23 protein-coding genes are annotated in these 20106 nt (G+C 61.8%); 8 read left to right on the forward strand and 15 right to left on the reverse strand.

Annotation, left to right across the window (positions count from 1 at the left end; all coding sequences use genetic code 11):
* Positions 1–8 precede the first annotated feature (8 nt).
* The 3 genes from NTD82_RS16850 (at position 9) to NTD82_RS16860 (ending at position 1600) form a co-directional block, all read left to right on the forward strand.
* Positions 9–383, forward strand: a complete 375-nt coding sequence (locus NTD82_RS16850; RefSeq protein ID WP_262129522.1) for a hypothetical protein — start codon at positions 9–11, stop codon at positions 381–383.
* Positions 380–970 (forward strand): hypothetical protein, encoded by a 591-nt coding sequence (locus tag NTD82_RS16855; RefSeq protein WP_262129523.1) that lies wholly within the window; start codon positions 380–382, stop codon positions 968–970. The genes NTD82_RS16850 and NTD82_RS16855 overlap by 4 nt, the downstream gene beginning before the upstream one ends.
* 90 nt (positions 971–1060) lie before the next feature.
* Positions 1061–1600: a hypothetical protein gene (locus tag NTD82_RS16860; RefSeq protein ID WP_262129524.1), complete on the forward strand. Its 540-nt coding sequence runs from the start codon at positions 1061–1063 to the stop codon at positions 1598–1600.
* 123 nt (positions 1601–1723) lie between these two features.
* Here NTD82_RS16860 and NTD82_RS16865 read toward each other — a convergent pair whose 3' ends face one another.
* The 3 genes from NTD82_RS16865 to NTD82_RS16875 all read right to left on the reverse strand — a co-directional run bounded on the left by NTD82_RS16865 (position 1724) and on the right by NTD82_RS16875 (position 3269).
* Positions 1724–2173 (reverse strand): hypothetical protein, encoded by a 450-nt coding sequence (locus tag NTD82_RS16865; protein WP_262129525.1) that lies wholly within the window; start codon positions 2171–2173, stop codon positions 1724–1726.
* Between the two features lie 107 nt (positions 2174–2280).
* A complete protein-coding gene (locus NTD82_RS16870) occupies positions 2281–2505 on the reverse strand; it encodes a hypothetical protein (RefSeq protein ID WP_095157046.1) in 225 nt (74 codons plus the stop codon).
* 383 nt (positions 2506–2888) lie between these two features.
* Positions 2889–3269 (reverse strand): helix-turn-helix domain-containing protein, encoded by a 381-nt coding sequence (locus tag NTD82_RS16875; protein ID WP_262129526.1) that lies wholly within the window; start codon positions 3267–3269, stop codon positions 2889–2891.
* Between the two features lie 78 nt (positions 3270–3347).
* On the opposite strand from NTD82_RS16875, the gene NTD82_RS16880 reads away from it, so the two are divergent.
* From NTD82_RS16880 to recR, 4 genes are all read left to right on the forward strand, one after another.
* Positions 3348–3830: a DUF2938 domain-containing protein gene (locus tag NTD82_RS16880; protein ID WP_262129527.1), complete on the forward strand. Its 483-nt coding sequence runs from the start codon at positions 3348–3350 to the stop codon at positions 3828–3830.
* Positions 3831–3933: 103 nt separating this feature from the next.
* Positions 3934–6057 carry a DNA polymerase III subunit gamma/tau gene (dnaX, locus tag NTD82_RS16885; protein WP_262129528.1) on the forward strand — a complete coding sequence of 708 codons (2124 nt, stop codon included), beginning with the start codon at positions 3934–3936 and terminating at the stop codon, positions 6055–6057.
* Between the two features lie 64 nt (positions 6058–6121).
* On the forward strand, positions 6122–6448 hold the full coding sequence (locus NTD82_RS16890; protein ID WP_028945400.1) for a YbaB/EbfC family nucleoid-associated protein: 327 nt from the start codon (positions 6122–6124) through the stop codon (positions 6446–6448).
* A 93-nt stretch (positions 6449–6541) separates the two neighbouring features.
* A complete protein-coding gene (gene recR / locus NTD82_RS16895; RefSeq protein ID WP_095157050.1) occupies positions 6542–7144 on the forward strand; it encodes a recombination mediator RecR in 603 nt (200 codons plus the stop codon).
* Positions 7145–7316: 172 nt separating this feature from the next.
* On the opposite strand, the gene NTD82_RS16900 is transcribed toward recR, so the two are convergent.
* Both NTD82_RS16900 and fnrA read right to left on the reverse strand, forming a co-directional pair.
* Positions 7317–7865, reverse strand: coding sequence for an adenine phosphoribosyltransferase (locus NTD82_RS16900; RefSeq protein WP_262129529.1), 549 nt, complete (start codon positions 7863–7865; stop codon positions 7317–7319).
* Positions 7866–7921: 56 nt separating this feature from the next.
* Entirely contained in the window at positions 7922–8656 is a 735-nt protein-coding gene (gene fnrA, locus NTD82_RS16905; RefSeq protein WP_095157052.1) for a Crp/Fnr family transcriptional regulator FnrA, read from the reverse strand.
* Positions 8657–8810: 154 nt separating this feature from the next.
* On the opposite strand from fnrA, the gene NTD82_RS16910 reads away from it, so the two are divergent.
* Positions 8811–9269: a hypothetical protein gene (locus NTD82_RS16910; protein WP_262129530.1), complete on the forward strand. Its 459-nt coding sequence runs from the start codon at positions 8811–8813 to the stop codon at positions 9267–9269.
* 14 nt (positions 9270–9283) lie between these two features.
* Here NTD82_RS16910 and hemN read toward each other — a convergent pair whose 3' ends face one another.
* The 10 genes from hemN to ccoN all read right to left on the reverse strand — a co-directional run bounded on the left by hemN (position 9284) and on the right by ccoN (position 19700).
* A complete protein-coding gene (gene hemN, locus NTD82_RS16915; RefSeq protein ID WP_262129531.1) occupies positions 9284–10666 on the reverse strand; it encodes an oxygen-independent coproporphyrinogen III oxidase in 1383 nt (460 codons plus the stop codon).
* An 82-nt stretch (positions 10667–10748) separates the two neighbouring features.
* Entirely contained in the window at positions 10749–11432 is a 684-nt protein-coding gene (locus NTD82_RS16920; protein ID WP_262129532.1) for a sulfite exporter TauE/SafE family protein, read from the reverse strand.
* Entirely contained in the window at positions 11425–11652 is a 228-nt protein-coding gene (gene ccoS, locus NTD82_RS16925) for a cbb3-type cytochrome oxidase assembly protein CcoS (RefSeq protein ID WP_262129533.1), read from the reverse strand. Before ccoS ends, NTD82_RS16920 begins: the two co-directional genes overlap by 8 nt.
* 12 nt (positions 11653–11664) lie before the next feature.
* Positions 11665–14118: a heavy metal translocating P-type ATPase gene (locus NTD82_RS16930; RefSeq protein ID WP_262129534.1), complete on the reverse strand. Its 2454-nt coding sequence runs from the start codon at positions 14116–14118 to the stop codon at positions 11665–11667.
* A gap of 91 nt (positions 14119–14209) precedes the next feature.
* On the reverse strand, positions 14210–14746 hold the full coding sequence (locus NTD82_RS16935; RefSeq protein WP_262129535.1) for a FixH family protein: 537 nt from the start codon (positions 14744–14746) through the stop codon (positions 14210–14212).
* A gap of 12 nt (positions 14747–14758) precedes the next feature.
* Positions 14759–16177, reverse strand: a complete 1419-nt coding sequence (gene ccoG, locus NTD82_RS16940; protein WP_262129536.1) for a cytochrome c oxidase accessory protein CcoG — start codon at positions 16175–16177, stop codon at positions 14759–14761.
* Between the two features lie 286 nt (positions 16178–16463).
* The gene (gene ccoP, locus NTD82_RS16945; RefSeq protein WP_095157060.1) at positions 16464–17444 is read right to left on the reverse strand and encodes a cytochrome-c oxidase, cbb3-type subunit III; all 981 of its coding nucleotides are present in this window, start codon (positions 17442–17444) and stop codon (positions 16464–16466) included.
* A complete protein-coding gene (locus tag NTD82_RS16950; protein ID WP_095157061.1) occupies positions 17441–17644 on the reverse strand; it encodes a cbb3-type cytochrome oxidase subunit 3 in 204 nt (67 codons plus the stop codon). The genes ccoP and NTD82_RS16950 overlap by 4 nt, the downstream gene beginning before the upstream one ends.
* A 5-nt stretch (positions 17645–17649) precedes the next feature.
* Entirely contained in the window at positions 17650–18258 is a 609-nt protein-coding gene (gene ccoO / locus NTD82_RS16955; protein WP_262129538.1) for a cytochrome-c oxidase, cbb3-type subunit II, read from the reverse strand.
* Entirely contained in the window at positions 18258–19700 is a 1443-nt protein-coding gene (gene ccoN / locus NTD82_RS16960; protein WP_262129539.1) for a cytochrome-c oxidase, cbb3-type subunit I, read from the reverse strand. The genes ccoO and ccoN overlap by 1 nt, the downstream gene beginning before the upstream one ends.
* Between the last annotated feature and the right edge of the window lie 406 nt (positions 19701–20106).

A 20106-nucleotide genomic window follows, 5' to 3' on the forward strand; every position in this document is an offset into this window, starting at 1 on the left:
AACAGGCGGTGATCGCCTCGGCAGCGGCCAATAAGTCGCGCTCGACAGCGTCTGGCAAACCACTGACGCCTGAACTGATCGCAGTCGCCGGTAGCCAGCACGACAATGGCTCGGGCAACAAGATGATATTCATCGGCCAGGCCGTGCGCGAGCTGGCCCAGTTCAAGCGTTTCAATCCTGCGTTGACTCGGGCGCTGGTGGTGTTCACGCCTTCGTACAACGAAGACATGCTCATTGAGGCACGCGGCTCCGCTGATGTTTATGGTGCGGACATCGTCGAAATCACAACGACTCAGGAATTCATTGACTATCTGAACCATGGAAAGGAGAGGCGGCAGTCGCCGATCGAGCACTCCATTTGGCGCGCCGGAGGGGTACTTTGAGTTTCTTCCAAAATAGAGCTTTGTGGATTGCAGTTCTGGTTTTCTCTCCGTTTCTGCTGCTTGGGGTCGACTATGGCGTAAGAGTTTTGACCAGCGTATATAAAAAAGACTTGGGCAACGGCGTGGTAATTTACGGTGATGACTATGTGAGAAGTGGTCTTTGGGTATTTGACTGTAAATATTCTCGCGCAATCAGTCGAGAGCGCTTGCCCGCACCATTAGCGGAGCTGAGTGTTCTGGAAACGCTAACGTTTGGGCAAATGTATTATTTCAATGGTCGTGATGTCGCCTCTGCCAAGGAAGCGATCACGGCTATAACTGCAGTGCCGGAGTGGCACAAAGACCTGCAGTATATTTATTCTGGCGTTGGCGCAACAAGCGGCGATATTGTAAGTCACAAATTTTTTGTGTTGGCGGATCACGCTGGTGTGAAATGGGCTGTAGAAGTCTCCGAGTCACTTCGTTTGAGTGGAAGCGCCCGATTCGTTTTAACAGGAAGGCCCTACAATCCAGAAACCTATGTTGATCACACCAAGGCAATTGAAGCGGCCGTGAAGAGCTGTCCTGCGCCGCAGCAAGGTTTGTGATCCTTTGCTCTCCGTCGCGGCGCGATTCTTTAATGACCTGGGGGCATATTTTTGAGTTTTTCCCAAAATAAAGGCTTGTGGATTGCAGTCATGGTTTTCACCCCGTTTTTGTTGCTTGGGGTCGACTATGGAATAAGGGTTTTGACCAGTGTATATAAAACTGACTTAGGCAACGGCGTAGTGATTTACGGTGATGAATATGTGAAAAGTGGTCTTTGGGTGTTTGACTGCAAATATTCCCGTGTCATAAGTCGCGAGCGCTTGCCCGTACCATTAGCAGAGTTGAGTGCGCTAGACGATGTGGCTATCGGGGAGATGAACTATTTGAGTCGTCGCGATGCTGGCTCTGTCAAGGAAGCAATCCGCGCTATTATTGAAAGGCCTGAGTGGTATGGGGATCTTCAATATGCTTACTCTGGGGGCGGTGAAAGCAGCGAGATCTGGAGTCATAAGTTCTTTCTTTTGACTGATCATGCGGGCTTCAAATGGGCTTTAGAAGTTGACCAGATCCTCCGTTTGAGTAGAACTTATCGCTTCGTTGTAACGGCAAGGCCCTACAACCCAGAAACCTACGTTGATTACACCAAAGCATTCGAAGCAGCCGTGAAGAGTTGTCCTGCCCCACAGTAAATTTCTGATCCACTGCCATTCGGTGGCGACTGCCAGCGGATTGGCCGCCCGGGAACATGGAATTCGGCGTACCCGAAGGTGCCCACGCGCACAGCCACCATGACAAGCTTGTGGGCTCCGGTCTTACTTATCCAGGTCAGCAAGAATGGCGTCGTACAGAGCCTTCCCTTTTTCCTTATAGCCAGGATCCTCGTAGCGCTTTTGCATCAGCGTCACCAGCTTTTCCATCGCTGGCTTCTGTTCCGCGCTGGGTTGCTGGCCGGCCATGATGCGTTGCCGGGCGTCCATGATCTGGGTGAATTCGGCGTCGGTGAAGTTTTCCTCGCTGTAGAGCGCAAGGATGTCCTGGCGCCCTTGCTCCAGGCTGTGGTGCTTCTTGATGGTTTCGCGGACTTTGCTCTCCGGAATGTTCTCGCGAAGCGCTGCAAAGCTTTTCACGGACTTTTCGGTCTGTTCGTCATAGGTCTTTTGAAAATCAAATCGCGATTCGACCAATTTTTCCCGATCACTTTTGCAACCCGCGAGCGCGGCGGCGAGGGTCAGTGCCACGCCCAACTTGTACAGCGACTTCATCGATTACTGCTCCCTATCGATCGACTGAATGTGTGGGGCGGGATTCTACCTGTATGGGGCGGGTATTGAGGCGGGAAGACCGCGGAGTTGAACTCCGCGGTCTTCATTCACATTGGTGGGCTCTCTGGCGGAGCCGTCAGCGCAACCGTGAGAAGTGCCCTGGACATTCGCATTTCCACCAGTGCGTCATTGAGCATTCCTTCGTGGTGCTGGTTGTGCAGGGCAAGTAGCGCCGCAGCGGCGAAGATTGCATTTTCGAGATGCTCCGCGGCGGTGCGGATGGCTTTCTTTTCAGGGGAAATCAGGGGTGGATCGGGGACGAGTTTTTTCATGGCGAATCTCCATATTTGATGAAGTCACCACGGGTCGCTGCTAAACGAGGGGGTGGCGACTGTACGCGGGTTAGCAGACCGGAAATATGGAAACCGGCGCACCCGGAGGTGCCCACGCGCACAGCCGCCATGACAGGCTTGCTGTTACGTCCATATTTCGGACTGCTAATCCGATCGTCGATTTGCGACGACCGGCGAAGACTAGGCAGCGTTTCCAGGGAGCGCAACAAGCTGGCAGGGGGCGGGAGTATGCTTGGGAAGTTGCCTACAAGAAAGCCGGATATCGGTGAAGTTTTTAGGCAAGTGCAACAGGATATTGGCCTGTTTTGCCAATCAGGACTTCATCGCTGGCAAGCCAACTCCCACAGGGTTCTATGCAGCCCTCAAGAGCGCTTTAGCAACGACACCTTCATCAACCGCTGAAACGTTGGACACGCCAAATGATCGTCCGCCGGGCACGCCGCCGCGTGCCGCAACCCCTTGCTCATCGCCTGCAAGCGCTTGACCTGCGCATCGATCTCGTCCGCCTTGGCCGCCAGCTTCTCGCGATCCACCTGCAGATTGACCAGCATCGCTCCCACTTCATCCAGGGAAAACCCCGCCGCTTGTCCTAGCGCGATCAAGGCCAGCCGATCTCCCACGTCCGCCGGGAACTGCCGGCGCTGTCCCGGTTTGGCCAGCGATTCGAGCAAGCCCTTCTTCTGGTAGTAACGCAGTGTCGAGGCCGGTACTCCGGTGCCTTTGGCGACGTCGGCAATGTCCATCGGCATGTCCTTGACTTGAAGTTGACTTCAACTTCTAAGCTGCGCGGCATGTTTCGTCAACGTGCCGAGGAGTTTTGCATGTCCATCCTTCTTTCCACTCTGCTGATCGGTATCGGCGCCACGCTGGTCATGGACCTGTGGGCCCTATTGCTCAAGCGCCTGGGTATCACCACCCTCAATTTCGCCATGGTCGGGCGCTGGGCGGGGCATCTGTTTCGCGGTCGTTTTCACCATGCGGCGATTGCCCGGACTGAGCCTGTGGCAAACGAATTGATGTGGGGCTGGATCATCCATTACGCGGTGGGTGTGCTGTTCGCCGCGCTGTTGGTGGCGGTGATGGGGCAGGGCTGGCTGCGGGCGCCGACGCTGCTGCCCGCGCTGTTGTTCGGCATTGTTTCGGTGATTGCGCCGTTTTGTGTCATGCAGCCGGCGATGGGCGCGGGGTTCTTTGCCTCGCGGACGCCGACGCCGGGGAAAAACCGTCTGCGTAGCCTGATGACCCACGGTGTTTTCGGTCTGGGGCTGTATCTGGCGGCGTTGTTGCTGACGTGCAGCCCTTGATGCCGCGATTTCCGGGCCCGAGACGGAATGGCAGGATGCAATTTTGCCCCCGCTCCGCTAGCATTAGCGATCTTCCCGCTCGTTCAGGCTGCGATGGTTTTTCATGAGTTATCAGGTTCTTGCACGTAAATGGCGTCCGCGCTCGTTCCGCGAAATGGTCGGCCAGACCCATGTGCTGAAGGCCCTGATCAATGCGCTGGACAATCAGCGCCTGCACCACGCCTACCTGTTCACCGGTACCCGCGGTGTCGGCAAGACCACCATCGCGCGGATCATCGCCAAATGTGTCAACTGTGAAACCGGCATTACTTCGACCCCCTGCGGCACCTGCTCGGTGTGCCGGGAGATCGACGAGGGCCGGTTCGTCGACCTGATCGAGATCGACGCCGCGAGCCGGACCAAGGTCGAGGACACTCGCGAACTGCTGGACAACGTGCAGTACGCGCCGAGCCGCGGGCGCTTCAAGGTCTACCTGATCGACGAAGTGCACATGCTTTCCAGCCACTCTTTCAATGCCTTGCTCAAGACGCTTGAAGAGCCGCCGCCCTACGTCAAGTTCATCCTGGCTACCACGGACCCGCAGAAGCTTCCTGCGACCATCCTGTCGCGTTGCCTGCAGTTTTCCCTGAAGAACATGACCCCCGAGCGTGTGGTCGAGCACCTGAGCCATGTGCTGGGTGTCGAGAACGTGCCGTTCGAGGACGATGCGCTCTGGCTGCTGGGTCGCGCCGCCGATGGCTCGATGCGCGACGCGATGAGCCTCACCGACCAGGCCATCGCCTTTGGCGAAGGCAAGGTGCTGGCTGCCGACGTGCGGGCGATGCTTGGCACGCTGGATCACGGTCAGGTCTACGGTGTGCTCCAAGCATTGCTGGAAGGCGATGCCCGTGCCTTGCTCGAAGCGGTACGGCACCTTGCCGAGCAGGGGCCGGACTGGAACGGCGTGTTGTCGGAAATGCTCAATGTGCTGCACCGCGTGGCCATCGCCCAGGCGCTGCCCGAGGCGGTGGACAACGGCCAGGGCGATCGCGAGCGGGTGCTGGACCTGGCCCAGGCGCTGCCGGCCGAGGATGTGCAGTTCTACTACCAGATGGGCCTGATCGGTCGCCGCGACTTGCCGTTGGCGCCGGACCCGCGTGGTGGTTTCGAGATGGTGTTGCTGCGCATGCTGGCGTTCCGCCCGGCGGACAGCGGCGATGCTCCGGGCACGACGCTAAAGCCAGTGGGAATCAGCCAGGCCACAACTGATTCCCCAGCGCCGGTGGCTCCGGTTGCGATTGCCGCACCAGCCCCCGAGCCTGTTGCAGCTCCAGCTCCAGCTCCAGCTCCAGCTCCAGCTCCAGCTCCAGCTCCAGCTCCAGCTCCAGCTCCAGCTCCAGCTCCAGCTCCAGCTCCAGCCGTCGAGCCGGAGCCTGCACCTGAGTCGGTTGCCGAGGTTCAGCCCGAGACCGAGCCCGAGCCGGTGGCGGAGAAAATCGATCTTCCGTGGGACGAGCCGAGCCCGGTACCGGCAGTTGAAGCCGCTTCGGAACCCAAGCCCGAGCCTGAAGCACAGCCCGAGCCGACCCCTGTTCCCGAGCCCGAACCCGCACCGGTCGCTACGCCAGCACCAGCGGCCGAGCGGTACGACGAGCCGCCGCCGGACGACCACAGCTACAGCCCAGCCGGCATGGATCGCGATGACGAGCCGCCGCTGGATGATGATTACTATGGCGGCGAGGTCGATCCGGCGAGCTACAGCTACCTGGACGAACTCGCCAGCGAACATGCTGCTGAGCCGGCTGCCGAGCCGGAGCCCGAACCGGCGGCACAGCCAGCGACCGGCCTGGCTCTACAATGGTTGGAAATGTTCCCGAGCCTGCCGATCTCCGGCATGACCGGTAATATCGCCGCCAACTGTACGCTGATGGCCGTGGACGGCGATCACTGGCTGCTGCACCTGGATCCGGGCCACAGCGCGCTGTTCAACGCTACCCAGCAGCGCCGCCTGAATGACGCGCTGAACCAGCACCTGGGCCGCAACCTGACGCTGACCATCGAGCTGATCCGCCCCGAGCAGGAAACGCCGGCCCAGGCCGCATCCCGCAAGCGCGCCGATCGCCAGCGCGAGGCCGAGGAATCGATCGAGAACGATCCGTTCATCCAGCAGATGATCCAGAAGTTCGGTGCCACCGTGCGCCACGATACTATTGAACCTGTCGATGCCCTGGCCAGCCAGGGCGAATAACCGGATACCCAGCGCCGCGCCTGGTGCGCGGTGTGCCAAGTAACTTGATACCGAGGTGATTCCCATGATGAAAGGTGGCATGGCCGGCCTGATGAAGCAGGCACAGCAGATGCAGGAAAAAATGGCCAAGATGCAGGAAGAACTGGCCAACGCCGAAGTGACCGGTCAATCCGGCGCCGGTCTGGTCAGCGTGGTCATGACCGGTCGTCATGACGTCAAGCGCATCAGCCTGGACGACAGCCTGATGCAGGAAGACAAGGAAGTGCTGGAAGACCTGATCGCCGCCGCCGTCAACGACGCCGTGCGCAAGGTCGAGCAGAACAGCCAGGAAAAAATGGGTGGCATGACTGCGGGCATGCAGTTGCCGCCAGGCTTCAAGATGCCGTTCTAAGACGCATCTGTTTCACCCGGTGGGAGCACGGCTGCAAGGCCGTCGCTCCCATCGTCGTTTCTCCCCATTCGATGAGTTGCCAGGCCTTTTACCATGAGCTTCAGTCCCCTGATTCGCCAGTTGATCGATGCCTTGCGCACCTTGCCGGGCGTGGGTCAGAAAACCGCCCAGCGCATGGCCTTGCAGTTGCTCGAACGTGACCGCAGCGGCGGTGTTCGTCTGGCCCAGGCCCTGAGCCAGGCCATGGAAGGGGTCGGCCACTGCCGGCAATGCCGCACCCTCACCGAGCAGGAGCTTTGCCCGCAATGTGCCGATCCACGGCGCGACGACACGCTGTTGTGCGTGGTGGAAGGGCCGATGGATGTGTATGCGGTGGAGCAGACCGGTTACCGCGGTCGCTACTTCGTGCTCAAGGGGCATTTGTCGCCGCTGGACGGGCTTGGGCCGGAGGCGATCGGGATTCCGCAGTTGATGGCGCGGATCGCGGAGCAGGGCACCTTCACCGAAGTGATCCTGGCGACCAACCCCACCGTTGAAGGCGAGGCGACCGCGCATTACATCGCGCAGTTGCTGGCGGACAAGGGCCTGGTGGGCTCGCGGATCGCCCATGGGGTGCCGCTGGGTGGCGAGTTGGAACTGGTGGATGGCGGGACGCTGGCGCATTCGTTTGCGGGGCGCAAACCGATGTCGCTCTGAGTCTGACGCGGGCCCCGTAGGCGCGGATTTATCCGCGAACGGCGGTGAAGCGGTCGCAGAGTCTGAGCCACGAGTTTGTCTGGCACACCCGGGGCTCAGGTTTTATGGCCGCTGCGCGCCCAATCGCGGATGAATCCGCTCCTACCGGGCGGCGGCCTGCGTTATCGGGGGATCAATATTCGCTCAGCGAAAACTCGGTCAGGCAGAAGGTCGAAATCCCGGCGTCCTGCAGTTTCTGCGAACCGCCCAGCTCTGGCAGGTCGATGATTGCCGCGGCTTCGAACACCGCCGCGCCCATGCGCCGGACCAGGTTCGCGGCGGCCAGCAGGGTGCCGCCGGTGGCGATCAGGTCGTCGAAGATCAGCACGGCGTCGCCTTCGCACAGGCTGTCGGCATGCACTTCCAGGAAGGCTTCGCCGTACTCGGTCTGGTAGCACTCGGAAATCACGTCGGCCGGCAGCTTGCCCTGTTTGCGGAACAGGATCAGCGGCTTGTTCAACTGGTGGGCGATGATCGAGCCGATCAGGAAACCGCGGGCATCCATGGCGCCGATATGGCTGAACTCGGCCTCGACGTAGCGCTCGATGAACTGGTCGGCGACATGGCGCAAGCCCCGTGGCGACTGGAACAGCGGGGTGATGTCACGGAAGATCACGCCGGGTTTGGGAAAGTCCGTAACCGGGCGGATCAGGGATTTGAGGTCAAAGCTTTCGCTGGGCATGGAGCGGGTATCCTGAAAGGCAAAACGCCCGCCAGTATACCCGTTTGCCGAGGATTTCAGGCTTCCAGTGCGCCACCGGCCAGCGCGCAGAGCTGGATTGGGTCGAGAATCCGCACTTCCTTGCCTTCGGCTTCGATCAGGCCGTTCTGCTGGAAGCGGGTAAACACGCGGGACACGGTTTCCACCGCCAGGCCCAGGTAATTGCCGATTTCGTTGCGCGACATGCTCAGGCGGAACTGGTTGGCCGAGTAGCCGCGGGCGCGGAACCGCGCGGAGAGGTTGACCAGGAAGGTGGCGATTCGCTCGTCGGCGGTTTTTTTCGACAACAGCAGCATCATTTGCTGATCGTCGCGGATTTCCCGGCTCATCACCCGCATCAGTTGCCGGCGCAGTTGCGGCAATTGCACCGACAGTTCGTCCAGCCGCTCGAAGGGGATTTCGCATACCGACGTGGTCTCTTGCGCCTGGGCCGAGACCGGGTAGGTTTCGGTGTCCATGCCCGACAAACCCACCAGTTCGCTTGGCAGGTGGAAGCCGGTGATCTGTTCTTCGCCGCCGTCGCTCAGGCTGAAGGTTTTCAGGGCGCCGGAGCGCACCGCGTAAACCGAACCGAAGTTGTCACCCTGCCGGAACAGAAACTCGCCTTTTTTCAGCGGGCGCCCACGTTTGACGATTTCATCCAGCGAATCCATGTCTTCCATGTTCAGTGACAGAGGCAGACACAGAGGCGCCAGGCTGCAATCCTTGCAATGGGCCTGGTTGTGAGGGCGCAGTTTAACAGGCTCAGACATTTCATCATTCCTTGTGGGAAAGCACACATAGAACACAAGGGTAACTCAGCCGGGACGGTTGAGGCCAGCGTGCTCTGTTTTGGTGCGCTCCCCGCTCAAGTTCGCGGGTTTCAAGCCGATAACAATTGCATCACGTCTCTCAGGCAGAACCAGCATGTTGACCGTCGATCTTCAGGCCACTCGCCAGGCCTCTGTTTCCGGGCATTCCGAGCCCGTTCAGGCGAAGCGCGGAGAAGAAGGTGAGGGCACCACAACACCGGGTGAAGGGGTGAAGGTCAGCCTTTCTCTCAAGGGGCTGGAGGTGTCGGGCCAGCGTCAAGATGACGCGGATATCGACGAAAGCGGCTTGCCGGAGTCGGTTCGCCAATTGTTGAAGATGATCCGCAAGCTGCAGCGGGAATTGGCTGAAGCCCAGCGTCAGTTGCAGTCTCTGATGCGGGATCGTTCCCTTGATCCGGTGGAAATGCAGAAAAAGACGGCGGCCTTGGAAGCCCGGGTCAGTGCATTGTCTGCTTCATTGAACACCGTCAACTTCGGCCTGGTCCGGGCCATGGGGCAGTTGGCGCTGACGCCGGACCAGGTCGGCAAGGCAATCAAGTTGCTAAATGCCTGAGCCGCGCACGCGACTCAGATCACTCGCGAAAAACGCTGGCGGTTGTTCAGGTCCAGGTAGGCGTCGAACACCATGCACACCGAGCGCACCAGCAGGCGACCGGCTGGCAGCACGCTGATGCCGTCGTTGCGCAGCTCGATCAGGCCGTCCTTGGCCATGCCTTCCAGTGCCGGCCACAAATCCTTGAAGTAGCCCCGGAAATCGATGGTGAAGGCCTGTTCGATGCGTTCGAAATCCAGTTCGAAATGGCAGATCAGGTCCTGGATCACGGCCCGGCGCACGCGGTCGTCCTGGGTGCAGATCAGCCCGCGGCTGGTGCCCAGTTGCGCGGCATCCAGGGCGTTCTGGTATTCGTTGAGGTCACTGCTGTTCTGGCAGTAGAGGTCGCCGATCTGGCTGATGGCCGACACGCCGAGGCCGATCAGGTCGCAATGACCATGGGTGGTGTAGCCCTGGAAGTTGCGCTGCAGGGTCGACTCTTCCTGGGCGATGGCCAGTTCGTCATCGGGCAGGGCGAAGTGGTCCATGCCGATGTAGCGATAGCCGGCGCGGGTCAGTTGCTCGATGGTGTTGTGCAGCATCTCCAGCTTCGCCGCCGGTGCTGGCAGGTCGCTGCTGTCGATGCGCCGTTGCGGCATGAAGCGCTCGGGCAGGTGCGCGTAGTTGAATACCGAGAGCCGGTCCGGCTGCAGCTTGATCACTTCTTCGACGGTGCGGGCGAAGCCTTCCGGGGTCTGCTTGGGCAGGCCGTAGATCAGGTCGAGGTTGATCGAGCGGAATTGCAGGGTGCGCGCCGCTTCGATGATGGTGCGGGTCTGTTCCAGGCTTTGCAGGCGGTTGATCGCCCGCTGGACGACCGGGTCGAGATCCTGCACGCCGAGGCTGACGCGGTTGAAGCCCAGTTCGCGCAGCAGGCCCATGGTCGACCAATCCGCCTCGCGGGGGTCGATTTCGATGCCGTAGTCGCCCGAGTCATCGTCTAGCAAGTTGAAGTGCTTGCGCAGTTGCGCCATCAACTGGCGCAGTTCGACGTGGCTGAGGAAGGTTGGCGTGCCACCGCCCAGGTGCAGTTGCTCGACGGTCTGGCCGGGGTCGAGGTGGCAGGCGATCAACTGGATTTCCTGTTCCAGCCGCTGCAGGTAAGGCTGTGCGCGGGCGCGGTCCTTGGTGATGACCTTGTTGCAGGCGCAGTAGTAGCAAATGTTGGCGCAGAACGGCACATGGACGTAGAGAGACAGCGGACGCGCCGCTCGGCGGCTGTCACGCAGGGCGTGCAGGAGGTCGAAGGAGCCGATTTCGCTGTGCAGTTGCACTGCGGTCGGATAGGAGGTGTAGCGCGGGCCGGCCAGATCGTAACGGCGAATCAGGTCAGAGTCCCATTGGAGGGCGTCGTGCATGGTGGCAGTCCCAGGAATTGCGGCAGTGTCCGGAGTCTAGGGAGCCACACGTACATCAGTGTTGATTTGTATCAAATCCGCTTCAGTGACCCATCAGCCAGTGCTGGTGCGGGCCGGGCAGGGTCCACAGCCCGAACAGGATCACCAGCAGTCCCCCGGCTACCCGCACGCCACGGCGGCGCAGCAGGGCGTTGCTGCGCTCGGCGGCGAGGCCGGTGGCCAGCAATATCGGCCAGGTGCCGACACCGAAGGCCAGCATCAGCAGGGCACTGTCCACCGCGTTGCCCTGGCTGGCGGCCCAGAGCAGGGTGCTGTAGACCAAACCGCACGGCAACCAGCCCCACAGCGCGCCCAACAGCAAGGCCCGCGGCACGCTGGAGACCGGCAGCAGACGCGTCGCCACTGGCTGGATATGCCGCCACAGGCCGCGGCCGAGGCTTTCGATGCGGGTCAGGCCGCTCCACCAGCCGGCCAGGTACAGGCCCATGCTGATGAGCAGCAGCGCCGCGACCACGCGCATCGCCGTGGCCAAGGGGCTCCCGGCCAGCGCCCAGCCGGCGAGGCCCAGCAGCAGCCCGGCGCTGGCGTAGCTGAGTACGCGACCGAGGTTGTAGGCCAGCAACAGTTGCAGGCGACGGCCGCGTTGTTCCGGCGGGATGGCGAGGGTGAGGGCGCCCATCAGACCGCCGCACATCCCCAGGCAGTGGCCACCGCCCAGCAGGCCGAGGATCAGTGCCGAACTCACCAGGGGTAGCAGGTCAGACACGGGGCTTGGGCTCTTTCGGCTCGTCGGGGTTGGCGTTCGGCGGGTCCTGTCGTTCTTGCACCGCGGCTTGGTGCTTTGGGTCCTGGTCGTCGAAGAGGATGCTGTGGGCCGGGCCGTCGAGGTCTTCGTACTGGCCGCTGTCCACCGCCCAGAAGAAGATGTACAGGGCGATGCCGACGAGTACCAGGGCGGCAGGAATCATCACGTAGAGGGCGGGCATGGGATCTCCTGGTCAGGCCGTTGCGGGGTGGGTGGCGCTGGCCGGACGGTTTGACGCCGGCGCGCCGCGCAGCCGGGTCAGGCGCAGGGCATTGAGGACCACGATCAGCGAGCTGACCGACATGCCGACCGCCGCCCATATCGGTGTGATCCAGCCCAGGGCGGCGAACGGCAGCATGAGGCCATTATACAGACCGGCCCAGAGCAGGTTTTCGATGATGATCCGCCGTGTGCGCCGCGCGAGGCTGAAGGCCTGCACCAGGGTGTCCAGGCGATTGGACAGCAGCACCGCGTCGGCGCTGGTCTTGGCCAGGTCGGTGGCCGAGCCCATGGCGATGCTGATGTCGGCGGCGGCCAGGACCGGCACGTCGTTGACCCCGTCACCAAGCATCAGCACCTTGCGGCCTTCGGCCTGCAGGGCTTTCAGTTGTTGCAGCTTGTCGTCCGGGCGCAGGCCGCCGATAGCCTGGTCGATGCGCAGTTCGGCGGCGACGCTGGCAACCATCGGCGAGCTGTCGCCGGACAGCAGCAGGGTTTTCCAGCCACGGGCGCGGCAGGCGTCCAGCAGGTCGGCGGCATCGACGCGCAGCCTGTCGTCAAGAACGAACCAGGCCAGCGGGCCCTGGCTATCGCCCAGCAACAGCCATTGTCCGGGTTCGTCCGGCATGGCGGGCACTGCCGCACCGCTCAACGCGCAGACGAATGCCGGCTGGCCGATACGCAGCAGGCGCTCTTCGACTCGGCCTTCCAGACCCAGGCCGGGGCTGCTCTGAACGGCGTCCGCCACCGCCACGGTGCGGCCGAAGGCGCGGGCGATGGGGTGCTCGGAGCGGTTTTCCAGGGCGGCGGCAAGGCGCAGGCAATGATCGGCGTCCAGCGCGCCCAGCGGACGGATCGAGCGCAGGGTCAGGCGGCCTTCGGTGAGGGTGCCGGTCTTGTCGAAGATCACCGTGTCGATCTGGTTCAGGCCTTCCAGCACATGGCCGCGGGTCAGCAACAGGCCGAGGCTGTGCAGGGTGCCGGTGGCGGCGGTGAGGGCGGTCGGGGTGGCGAGGGAGAGGGCGCAAGGGCAAGTGGCCACCAGCATCGCCAGAACAATCCAGAAAGCCCGTGACGGATCGATCTGCCACCACACCAGGCCGATGCCTGCGGCGGCGATCAGGCTGAACAGCAGGAACCATTGCGAAGCGCGGTCGGCGATTTCTGCCAGTCGCGGTTTTTCCGACTGAGCCCGCTCCAGCAGGCGCACGATCGCCGAGAGTCGGGTGTCGTGGCCGAGCGCCATAACTTCCACGGTCAGCGCGCTTTCCACGTTGAGGGTGCCAGCGGTGACGGCATCGCCGCGCTGGCGCGGATGGGGCAGGTATTCGCCGGTCAGCAGCGATTCATCGACGCTCGATTGACCTTCGACGATCCGTCCGTCCGCCGGCAGTACCGCGCCCGGCTGGACCAGGATGCGGTCGCCGATCTGCAGTTCGCGCAGCAGAATCCGCTCGCTGTTGCCGGTGTCGTCCAGGCGCAGGCACGAGGCCGGCAGCAGATTGACCAGTTGCGCGGTGGCGGCGGCGGTGCGCTCGCGGGCGCGGCGTTCCAGGTAGCGCCCGGCCAACAGGAACAGGGCAAACATCCCCACCGCGTCGAAGTACAGCTCGCCGCTGCCGGTGATCGCGGTCCAGATACCGGCACCGTAGGCCAGGCCAATGGCCAGCGAGACCGAGACGTCCATGGTGAGGTGGCGGGTGCGCAGGTCGCGGGCGGCGCCGCGGAAGAACGGCGCGCAACTGTAGAAGACGATGGGTGTGGTCAGAAACATCGCCACCCAGCGCAGGATGATGTGCAGCTCGGGGCTGAGGTCGATGTTGAATTCCGGCCAGGTGGCCATGGTTGCCATCATCGCCTGGAACCACAGCAGCCCGGCGACGCCGAGTTGGCGCAGGGCGGTGCGGTTCTCGCTGGCCAGTTGTTCGGCGGCGCGGTCGGGCTGGTACGGATGGGCGGCGTAGCCGATGTGGCGCAGTTCGGCGAGCAGCTTCGACAGCGGCAACTGGCTGTCGGCCCAACTCACCAGCAAGCGATGGTTGGACAGGTTGAGGCGGGCCTCGGCGACCCCGGGTACGCCGCGCAGGTGTTTCTCGATCAGCCAGCCGCACGCCGCGCAACTGATGCCTTCGATCAGTAGGGTGGTTTCCGCCAGCTCGCCATCATGTCGGACGAAGGGTTGCTGGACGTCGGCGCGGTCGTACAGGGCCAGTTCGTCCACCAGTTGCCGCGGCAGGGCGTCGGGGTTGGCGCTGGCTTCGCTGCGGTGCTGGTAGTAGCTCTCCAGTTTGCCGGCGACGATGGCCTCGGCCACCGCCTGGCAGCCAGGGCAGCAGAATTCCCGCGCCTCGCCGAGGACCACGGCGGTGAAGCGGCTCCCGGCCGGGACGGGCAGGGCACAGTGGTAGCAAGGCGTGGGGGTGGTCATGGCTGTCTTAGTGCAGATTTATGGTGTGGGTCGCATCGCGAGCACGCTCGCTCCTACAGAGGTAAGGCGCGAGCGTGCGTGCGTTGGCGGTTTATTTATCGAGGTGCTCAGCCCCCTTGAGCGCCTCGTCACCCAGCATCAGGGTCACGTCGTGTGCAACATCTTCCTCTTCGAACAGCCGCCAGGTCTTGCCTTCCTGGGTTCCCAGCAGTTCGACGAAGCGACGACCTTCGACCCGATCATCCAGTTGGCCCAGATACCGACCCGGCTCGCTGCTCAGGGTCAGGGCGATCTTGCGGTCCTTCTCCGGCTGGGTCGGCGAGATCAGATTGAGCTCTAGGGCCTGCGGCTGGCTGTCACCGCTCAGGCGCAGTTCGACTTCGCCGATGACTTCGTCCAGGTGCACGCTGGCCTTGAGGTTGAGGGTCTGCGCCAGCAGTTCGCGGTCCAGTGAGCGGTTGATGCCCTTGCCGGCCTCGTAGTAGTTGTCGTTGACCAGGTTGTCCGGGTTGTTCACGGCAATGCTGACCATGGTCAGGCTCAGGGTCACCGAGGTGGCCAAAATGCCGATGATGATCCAGGGCCAGAGGTGCTTGTACCAGGGGCTGTGAGCGCTTGCTGCAGGCATTGAAAGACTCTCTTAGCGGATTTGCGGGCCGATGAACCGGCTCTTGGCTTCAACCTCGGTGCCGCTGTCGTCGGCGTCCTTGAGGATGAAGGTGACGTCGTTGGTGGTCGACGGCAGTTGTTCCGGCGCCACCGACAGTTGTACCGGCAGGCTGACGATGTCGCCGGCCGCCACGCGGATCTCCCGTGCGCCTTCCAGGCGCAGTCCCGGCAGGCCCTCGGCTTCCAGCACGTAGACGTGGTCGTGCTGATCCTTGTTCATCACTTTCAGGCTGTAGACGTTCTCGATCCGGCCCTGGGCGTTTTCGCGGTAGAGCACCCGGTCCTTGCTGACGTCGAAGCCTACCAGCGAACGCATGAAGAAGGCGCTGGCGAGCGCGCCGATCATCACCAGCAGGACCACGAAGTAGCCGATCAGCCGCGGCCGCAGCATGTGGGTCTTCTGCCCGGACAGGTTGTGCTCGGTGGTGTAGCTGATCAGGCCGCGCGGGTAGTTCATCTTGTCCATGATGTTGTCGCAGGCGTCGATGCAGGCAGCACAGCCGATGCACTCGATCTGCAGGCCGTCGCGGATGTCGATGCCGGTCGGGCAGACCTGGACGCACATGGTGCAGTCGATGCAGTCGCCGAGGCCCTTGGCCTTGTAGTCGATGTCTTTTTTACGCGGGCCACGGGTCTCGCCGCGACGCGGGTCGTAGGAAACGATCAGGGTGTCCTTGTCGAACATCACGCTCTGGAAGCGGGCGTACGGGCACATGTAAATACACACCTGTTCGCGCAGCCAGCCGGCGTTGCCGTAGGTGGCGAGGGTGAAGAAGCCGACCCAGAAGTAGGCCCAGCCGTCCGCTTCACCCGTGAAGAAGTCCACCATCAGTTCGCGGATCGGTGCGAAATAGCCGACGAAGGTGATGCCGGTGACGAAGCCGATCAGCAGCCAGAGGGTGTGCTTGGCGGTCTTGCGGGCAGCCTTGTTGGCGCTCATCGGCGCCTTGTCCAGTTTCATGCGCTGGTTGCGGTCGCCTTCGGTGACCTTTTCGCACCACATGAAGATCCAGGTCCAGACGCTCTGCGGGCAGGTGTAGCCGCACCAGACGCGCCCGGCGAATACGGTGATGAAGAACAGGCCGAAGGCGGCGACGATAAGAATGCCGGAGAGGAGGATGAAATCCTGCGGCCAGATGGTGGCGCCGAAGATGTAGAACTTGCGCTCCGGCAGATTCCACCAGACGGCCTGGTGACCGCCCCAGTTCAGCCAGACGGTGCCGAAATAGAGGAGAAAGAGGAGTGCGCCGCCTGCCATTCGCAGGTTGCGGAAAATACCGGTGAAGGCTCGGGTGTAGATTTTTTCCCGCGCGGCGTAGAGGTCCACGCTCTCGTTTTTCTTCTTGTTGGCAGGCGGGGTGATGTCTTGTACAGGAATCTGCTTGCTCATCGTTTACAGTCCCACGGCAGTGGAAAGATGCCGCGGTCAGTGCATGCCGACCGCAGTCAGAAGTGTTTCTGCTCTGGCCCGCATGATACGCCTGTGCTGGCATTCTGGGGCGCGGGTGCGACACTGGGTCGCGTTGGGTAATGCTCGACAATGGTGTATTGGCGGTGTCAATTGATCCAGGTCATGACCAGGGTGATTGAGCCCCTGAAAAAACACCTCTGCATCCCCACCAAGAAAAAAGGCCCCACCAGTCTGCACTGACGGAGCCTTTTGTCAGCCGTGAAACTTACTGAGCCTCAGCCGGTTTCTGGTCTTTCTGCGACAGGCTCCAGACATACGCCGCCAGCAGGTGGACCTTGTCGTTGCCCTGGATTTCCTGCTGCGCCGGCATCTGGCCCTGACGGCCGTAGCGGATGGTTTGCTGCAGTTGGGCGAAGCTCGAACCGTAGATGAACGCCTGCGGGTGAGTCAGGTTCGGCGCGCCCATCGCTGGAGTCCCCTTGCCTTCCGGACCGTGGCAGGCCACGCAGTTGGCGGCGAAGATCTTCTGGCCGTTGGCGGCGTCAGCCTTGGTGCCTTCCGGCAGGGTGCGGCCATCGAGGTTGGTCAGCACGAATGCAGCAACGTCGGCCACGCCTTGCTCGCCGATCACTTCAGACCACGCCGGCATCACGCCGTGGCGGCCAGCCATGATGGTCTGCTTGATGGTTTGCGGCTCGCCGCCCCAGCGCCAGTCGCTGTCGGTGAGGTTGGGGAAGCCGTAGGAACCCTTGGCGTCGGAACCGTGGCAGACCGAGCAGTTTGAGGCGAAAAGGCGCCCGCCCATTTTCAGGGCTTGCGGATCTTTCGCTACTTCTTCGATGGGCATGGCTGCGAATTTGGCGAAGATCGGCCCGAACTTGGCGTCGGCCCGCTGCATCTCCTTTTCCCACTCGTGAACGCCGGTCCAGCCGGCCTGACCGTTGGCGAAGTCAGTCTTCTTGTCGGTGTCCAGGTACTGGTAGCCGGGCAGGATGCCTTTCCAGTTGCCCAGGCCCGGGTACAGCGCCAGGTAGCCGAGAGCGAAGATGATGGTGCCGACGAACAGCATGAACCACCATTTCGGCAGCGGGTTGTCGTACTCCTCGATGCCATCGAAGGAGTGGCCCACGGTTTCTTCGGTGGTTTCGCTACGCTGGCCCTTGCGGGTGGACAGCAGCAGCCAGGTCAGGGCAAAGATGGTACCCAGACTCAGAACGGTGACGTACAGACTCCAGAAGGTAGTCATTCGTTGTTACTCCTAGACGCTTTCGCTTGCGCTTGCGCTTGTTCGACGTGCTCGCTGGCTTCGGGATCATCCGCGAAGGGCAGCAGTGTCGCTTCGTCGAACTCGGACTTGCGCCGAGAACTGAACACCCACAACGCCAGGCCCACGAAGGCCACCATCACCACGACGGTGCCCAGGCCACGAATCATCCCGATATCCATCGCAATCACCGTTTGCTTTTGATGATGGTGCCCAGACCCTGCAGGTAGGCGACCAGGGCGTCCATTTCAGTCTTGCCCTTGACCGCGTCGCGAGCACCGTCGATGTCAGCATCGGTGTACGGCGTGCCCAGGGTGCGCAGGACTTCCATCTTCTTGGCGGTGTCTTTGCCGTCGAGCTTGTTCTCTACCAGCCACGGGTAGGACGGCATTTTCGACTCGGGTACGACGTTGCGCGGGTTGTACAGGTGCGCGCGGTGCCAGTCATCGGAGTAACGACCACCCACCCGTGCCAGGTCCGGACCGGTACGCTTGGAACCCCACAGGAACGGGTGGTCCCAGACGCTTTCACCGGCCACCGAGTAGTGGCCGTAGCGCTCGGTCTCGGCGCGGAACGGACGGATCATCTGCGAGTGGCAGCCTACGCAGCCTTCGCGGATGTACACGTCACGGCCTTCCAGCTCCAGCGCGGTGCGCGGCTTCATGCCTTCGACCGGCTTGTTGGTGACGTCCTGGAAGAACAGCGGAACGATCTGGGTCAGGCCGCCGATGCTCACGGCGATGACCATGAAGAAGGCCAGCAGGCCAATATTCTTCTCGACTACTTCGTGCTTCATCAGTGGGCTCCCACTACGACGATCTGAGCGGCGGCTTCAGCTTCGGCCGGTTTCGAGGCGCGAACAGTGCGCAGGACGTTGTAGGCCATCAGCAGCATGCCGGAGGCGAAGAACGCACCGCCCAGGGCGCGAACGATGTAGCCCGGATGGCTGGCTTGCAGCGCTTCGACGAAGGAGTAGGTGAGGGTGCCGTCATCGTTGATCGCACGCCACATCAGACCCTGGGTGATGCCGTTGACCCACATCGAGGCGATGTAGAGCACGGTACCGATGGTGGCGAGCCAGAAGTGCGCGTTGATCAGGCCGACGCTGTGCATCTGCACGCGGCCGTAGAGCTTCGGAATCATGTGGTAAATGGCGCCGATGGAGATCATCGCAACCCAGCCCAGAGCGCCGGCGTGTACGTGGCCGATGGTCCAGTCGGTGTAGTGCGAGAGCGAGTTGACGGTCTTGATGGCCATCATCGGGCCTTCGAAGGTCGACATGCCGTAGAACGCCAGCGAAACCACGAGGAAACGCAGGATCGGGTCGGTGCGCAGCTTATGCCAGGCGCCCGAGAGGGTCATCATGCCGTTGATCATGCCGCCCCAGCTTGGCGCCAGCAGGATGATCGACATCACCATGCCCAGCGATTGTGCCCAGTCGGGCAGGGCGGTGTAGTGCAGGTGGTGCGGACCGGCCCAGATGTACAGGGTGATCAGCGCCCAGAAGTGCACGATGGACAGGCGATACGAGTAGATCGGGCGCTCGGCCTGCTTCGGTACGAAGTAGTACATCATCCCGAGGAAGCCGGTGGTCAGGAAGAAGCCCACGGCGTTGTGGCCGTACCACCACTGGATCATCGCGTCGGTCGCGCCGGCATAGGCCGAGTACGACTTGAAGAAGCTCACCGGCAACGAGATGTGGTTGACGATGTGCAGCATCGCGGTAACCAGGATGAAGGCACCGTAGAACCAGTTGCCGACATAGATGTGTTTGGTCTTGCGCTTGACCACGGTTCCGAAGAACACCACGGCGTAGGTCACCCAGACAATGGCCAGCAGGATGGCGAGCGGCCATTCCAGTTCGGCGTATTCCTTGGTGGTGGTGTAACCCATGGGCAGGGTGATCAGAGCGCCGACGATGACCGCTTGCCAACCCCAGAAGGTGAAGGCTGCGAGGCTGTCGGAGATCAGTCGCGTCTGGCAGGTACGCTGCACGACGTAATAGGAGGTGGCGAACAGTGCACAACCGCCGAAGGCGAAGATCACCAGGTTGGTGTGCAGGGGGCGCAGGCGTCCAAAGCTCGTCCACGGCAGGTCAAGGTTGAGTTGCGGCCAGACCAGTTGCGAGGCGATGAAGACACCGAGGGCCATGCCAAGGATCCCCCAGACCACCGTCATGATGGCGAACTGGCGGACGACCTTATAGTTATAAGCAGTCGGACTGATAGCTGTGCTCATTCTAAGGTTCCACGGTTTTATAGGTGTTTTTGTAGGTAGAAAAATCGGCGCAAGTATCTACAAGCAGTGTGGGTATTGCAACGCAAGGGAATCTGTTCCACACCCCGCCAGGGCCTGTTTTACGGCCCTTCCGACCCGTCTACCGCGCAAATTGTACACAATATTATCTTGTTTATGTGCACCATTTTTAGAGTGGATTGCACGCTTCCCAAGGCCTGGAAAACCCTGTGAGACGCCGCTTTTTCACCCCGTGAAAACGGAGCAAAGCCGGCAATCGCCAGCCTTTGCGCTGGCACGATGACATGTGATGAACCAAACAGAGGTGCATGCGCGACATCGCTTCCAGCCACATGTGGCAACAAGCTTAGTCCCGTTCAGAGGGGGTGCAAGGAGGGGGTGCGGAGGG

The sequence above is a fragment of the Pseudomonas sp. 5P_5.1_Bac1 genome (assembly GCF_025466015.1).
Taxonomy (GTDB): Bacteria; Pseudomonadota; Gammaproteobacteria; order Pseudomonadales; family Pseudomonadaceae; genus Aquipseudomonas.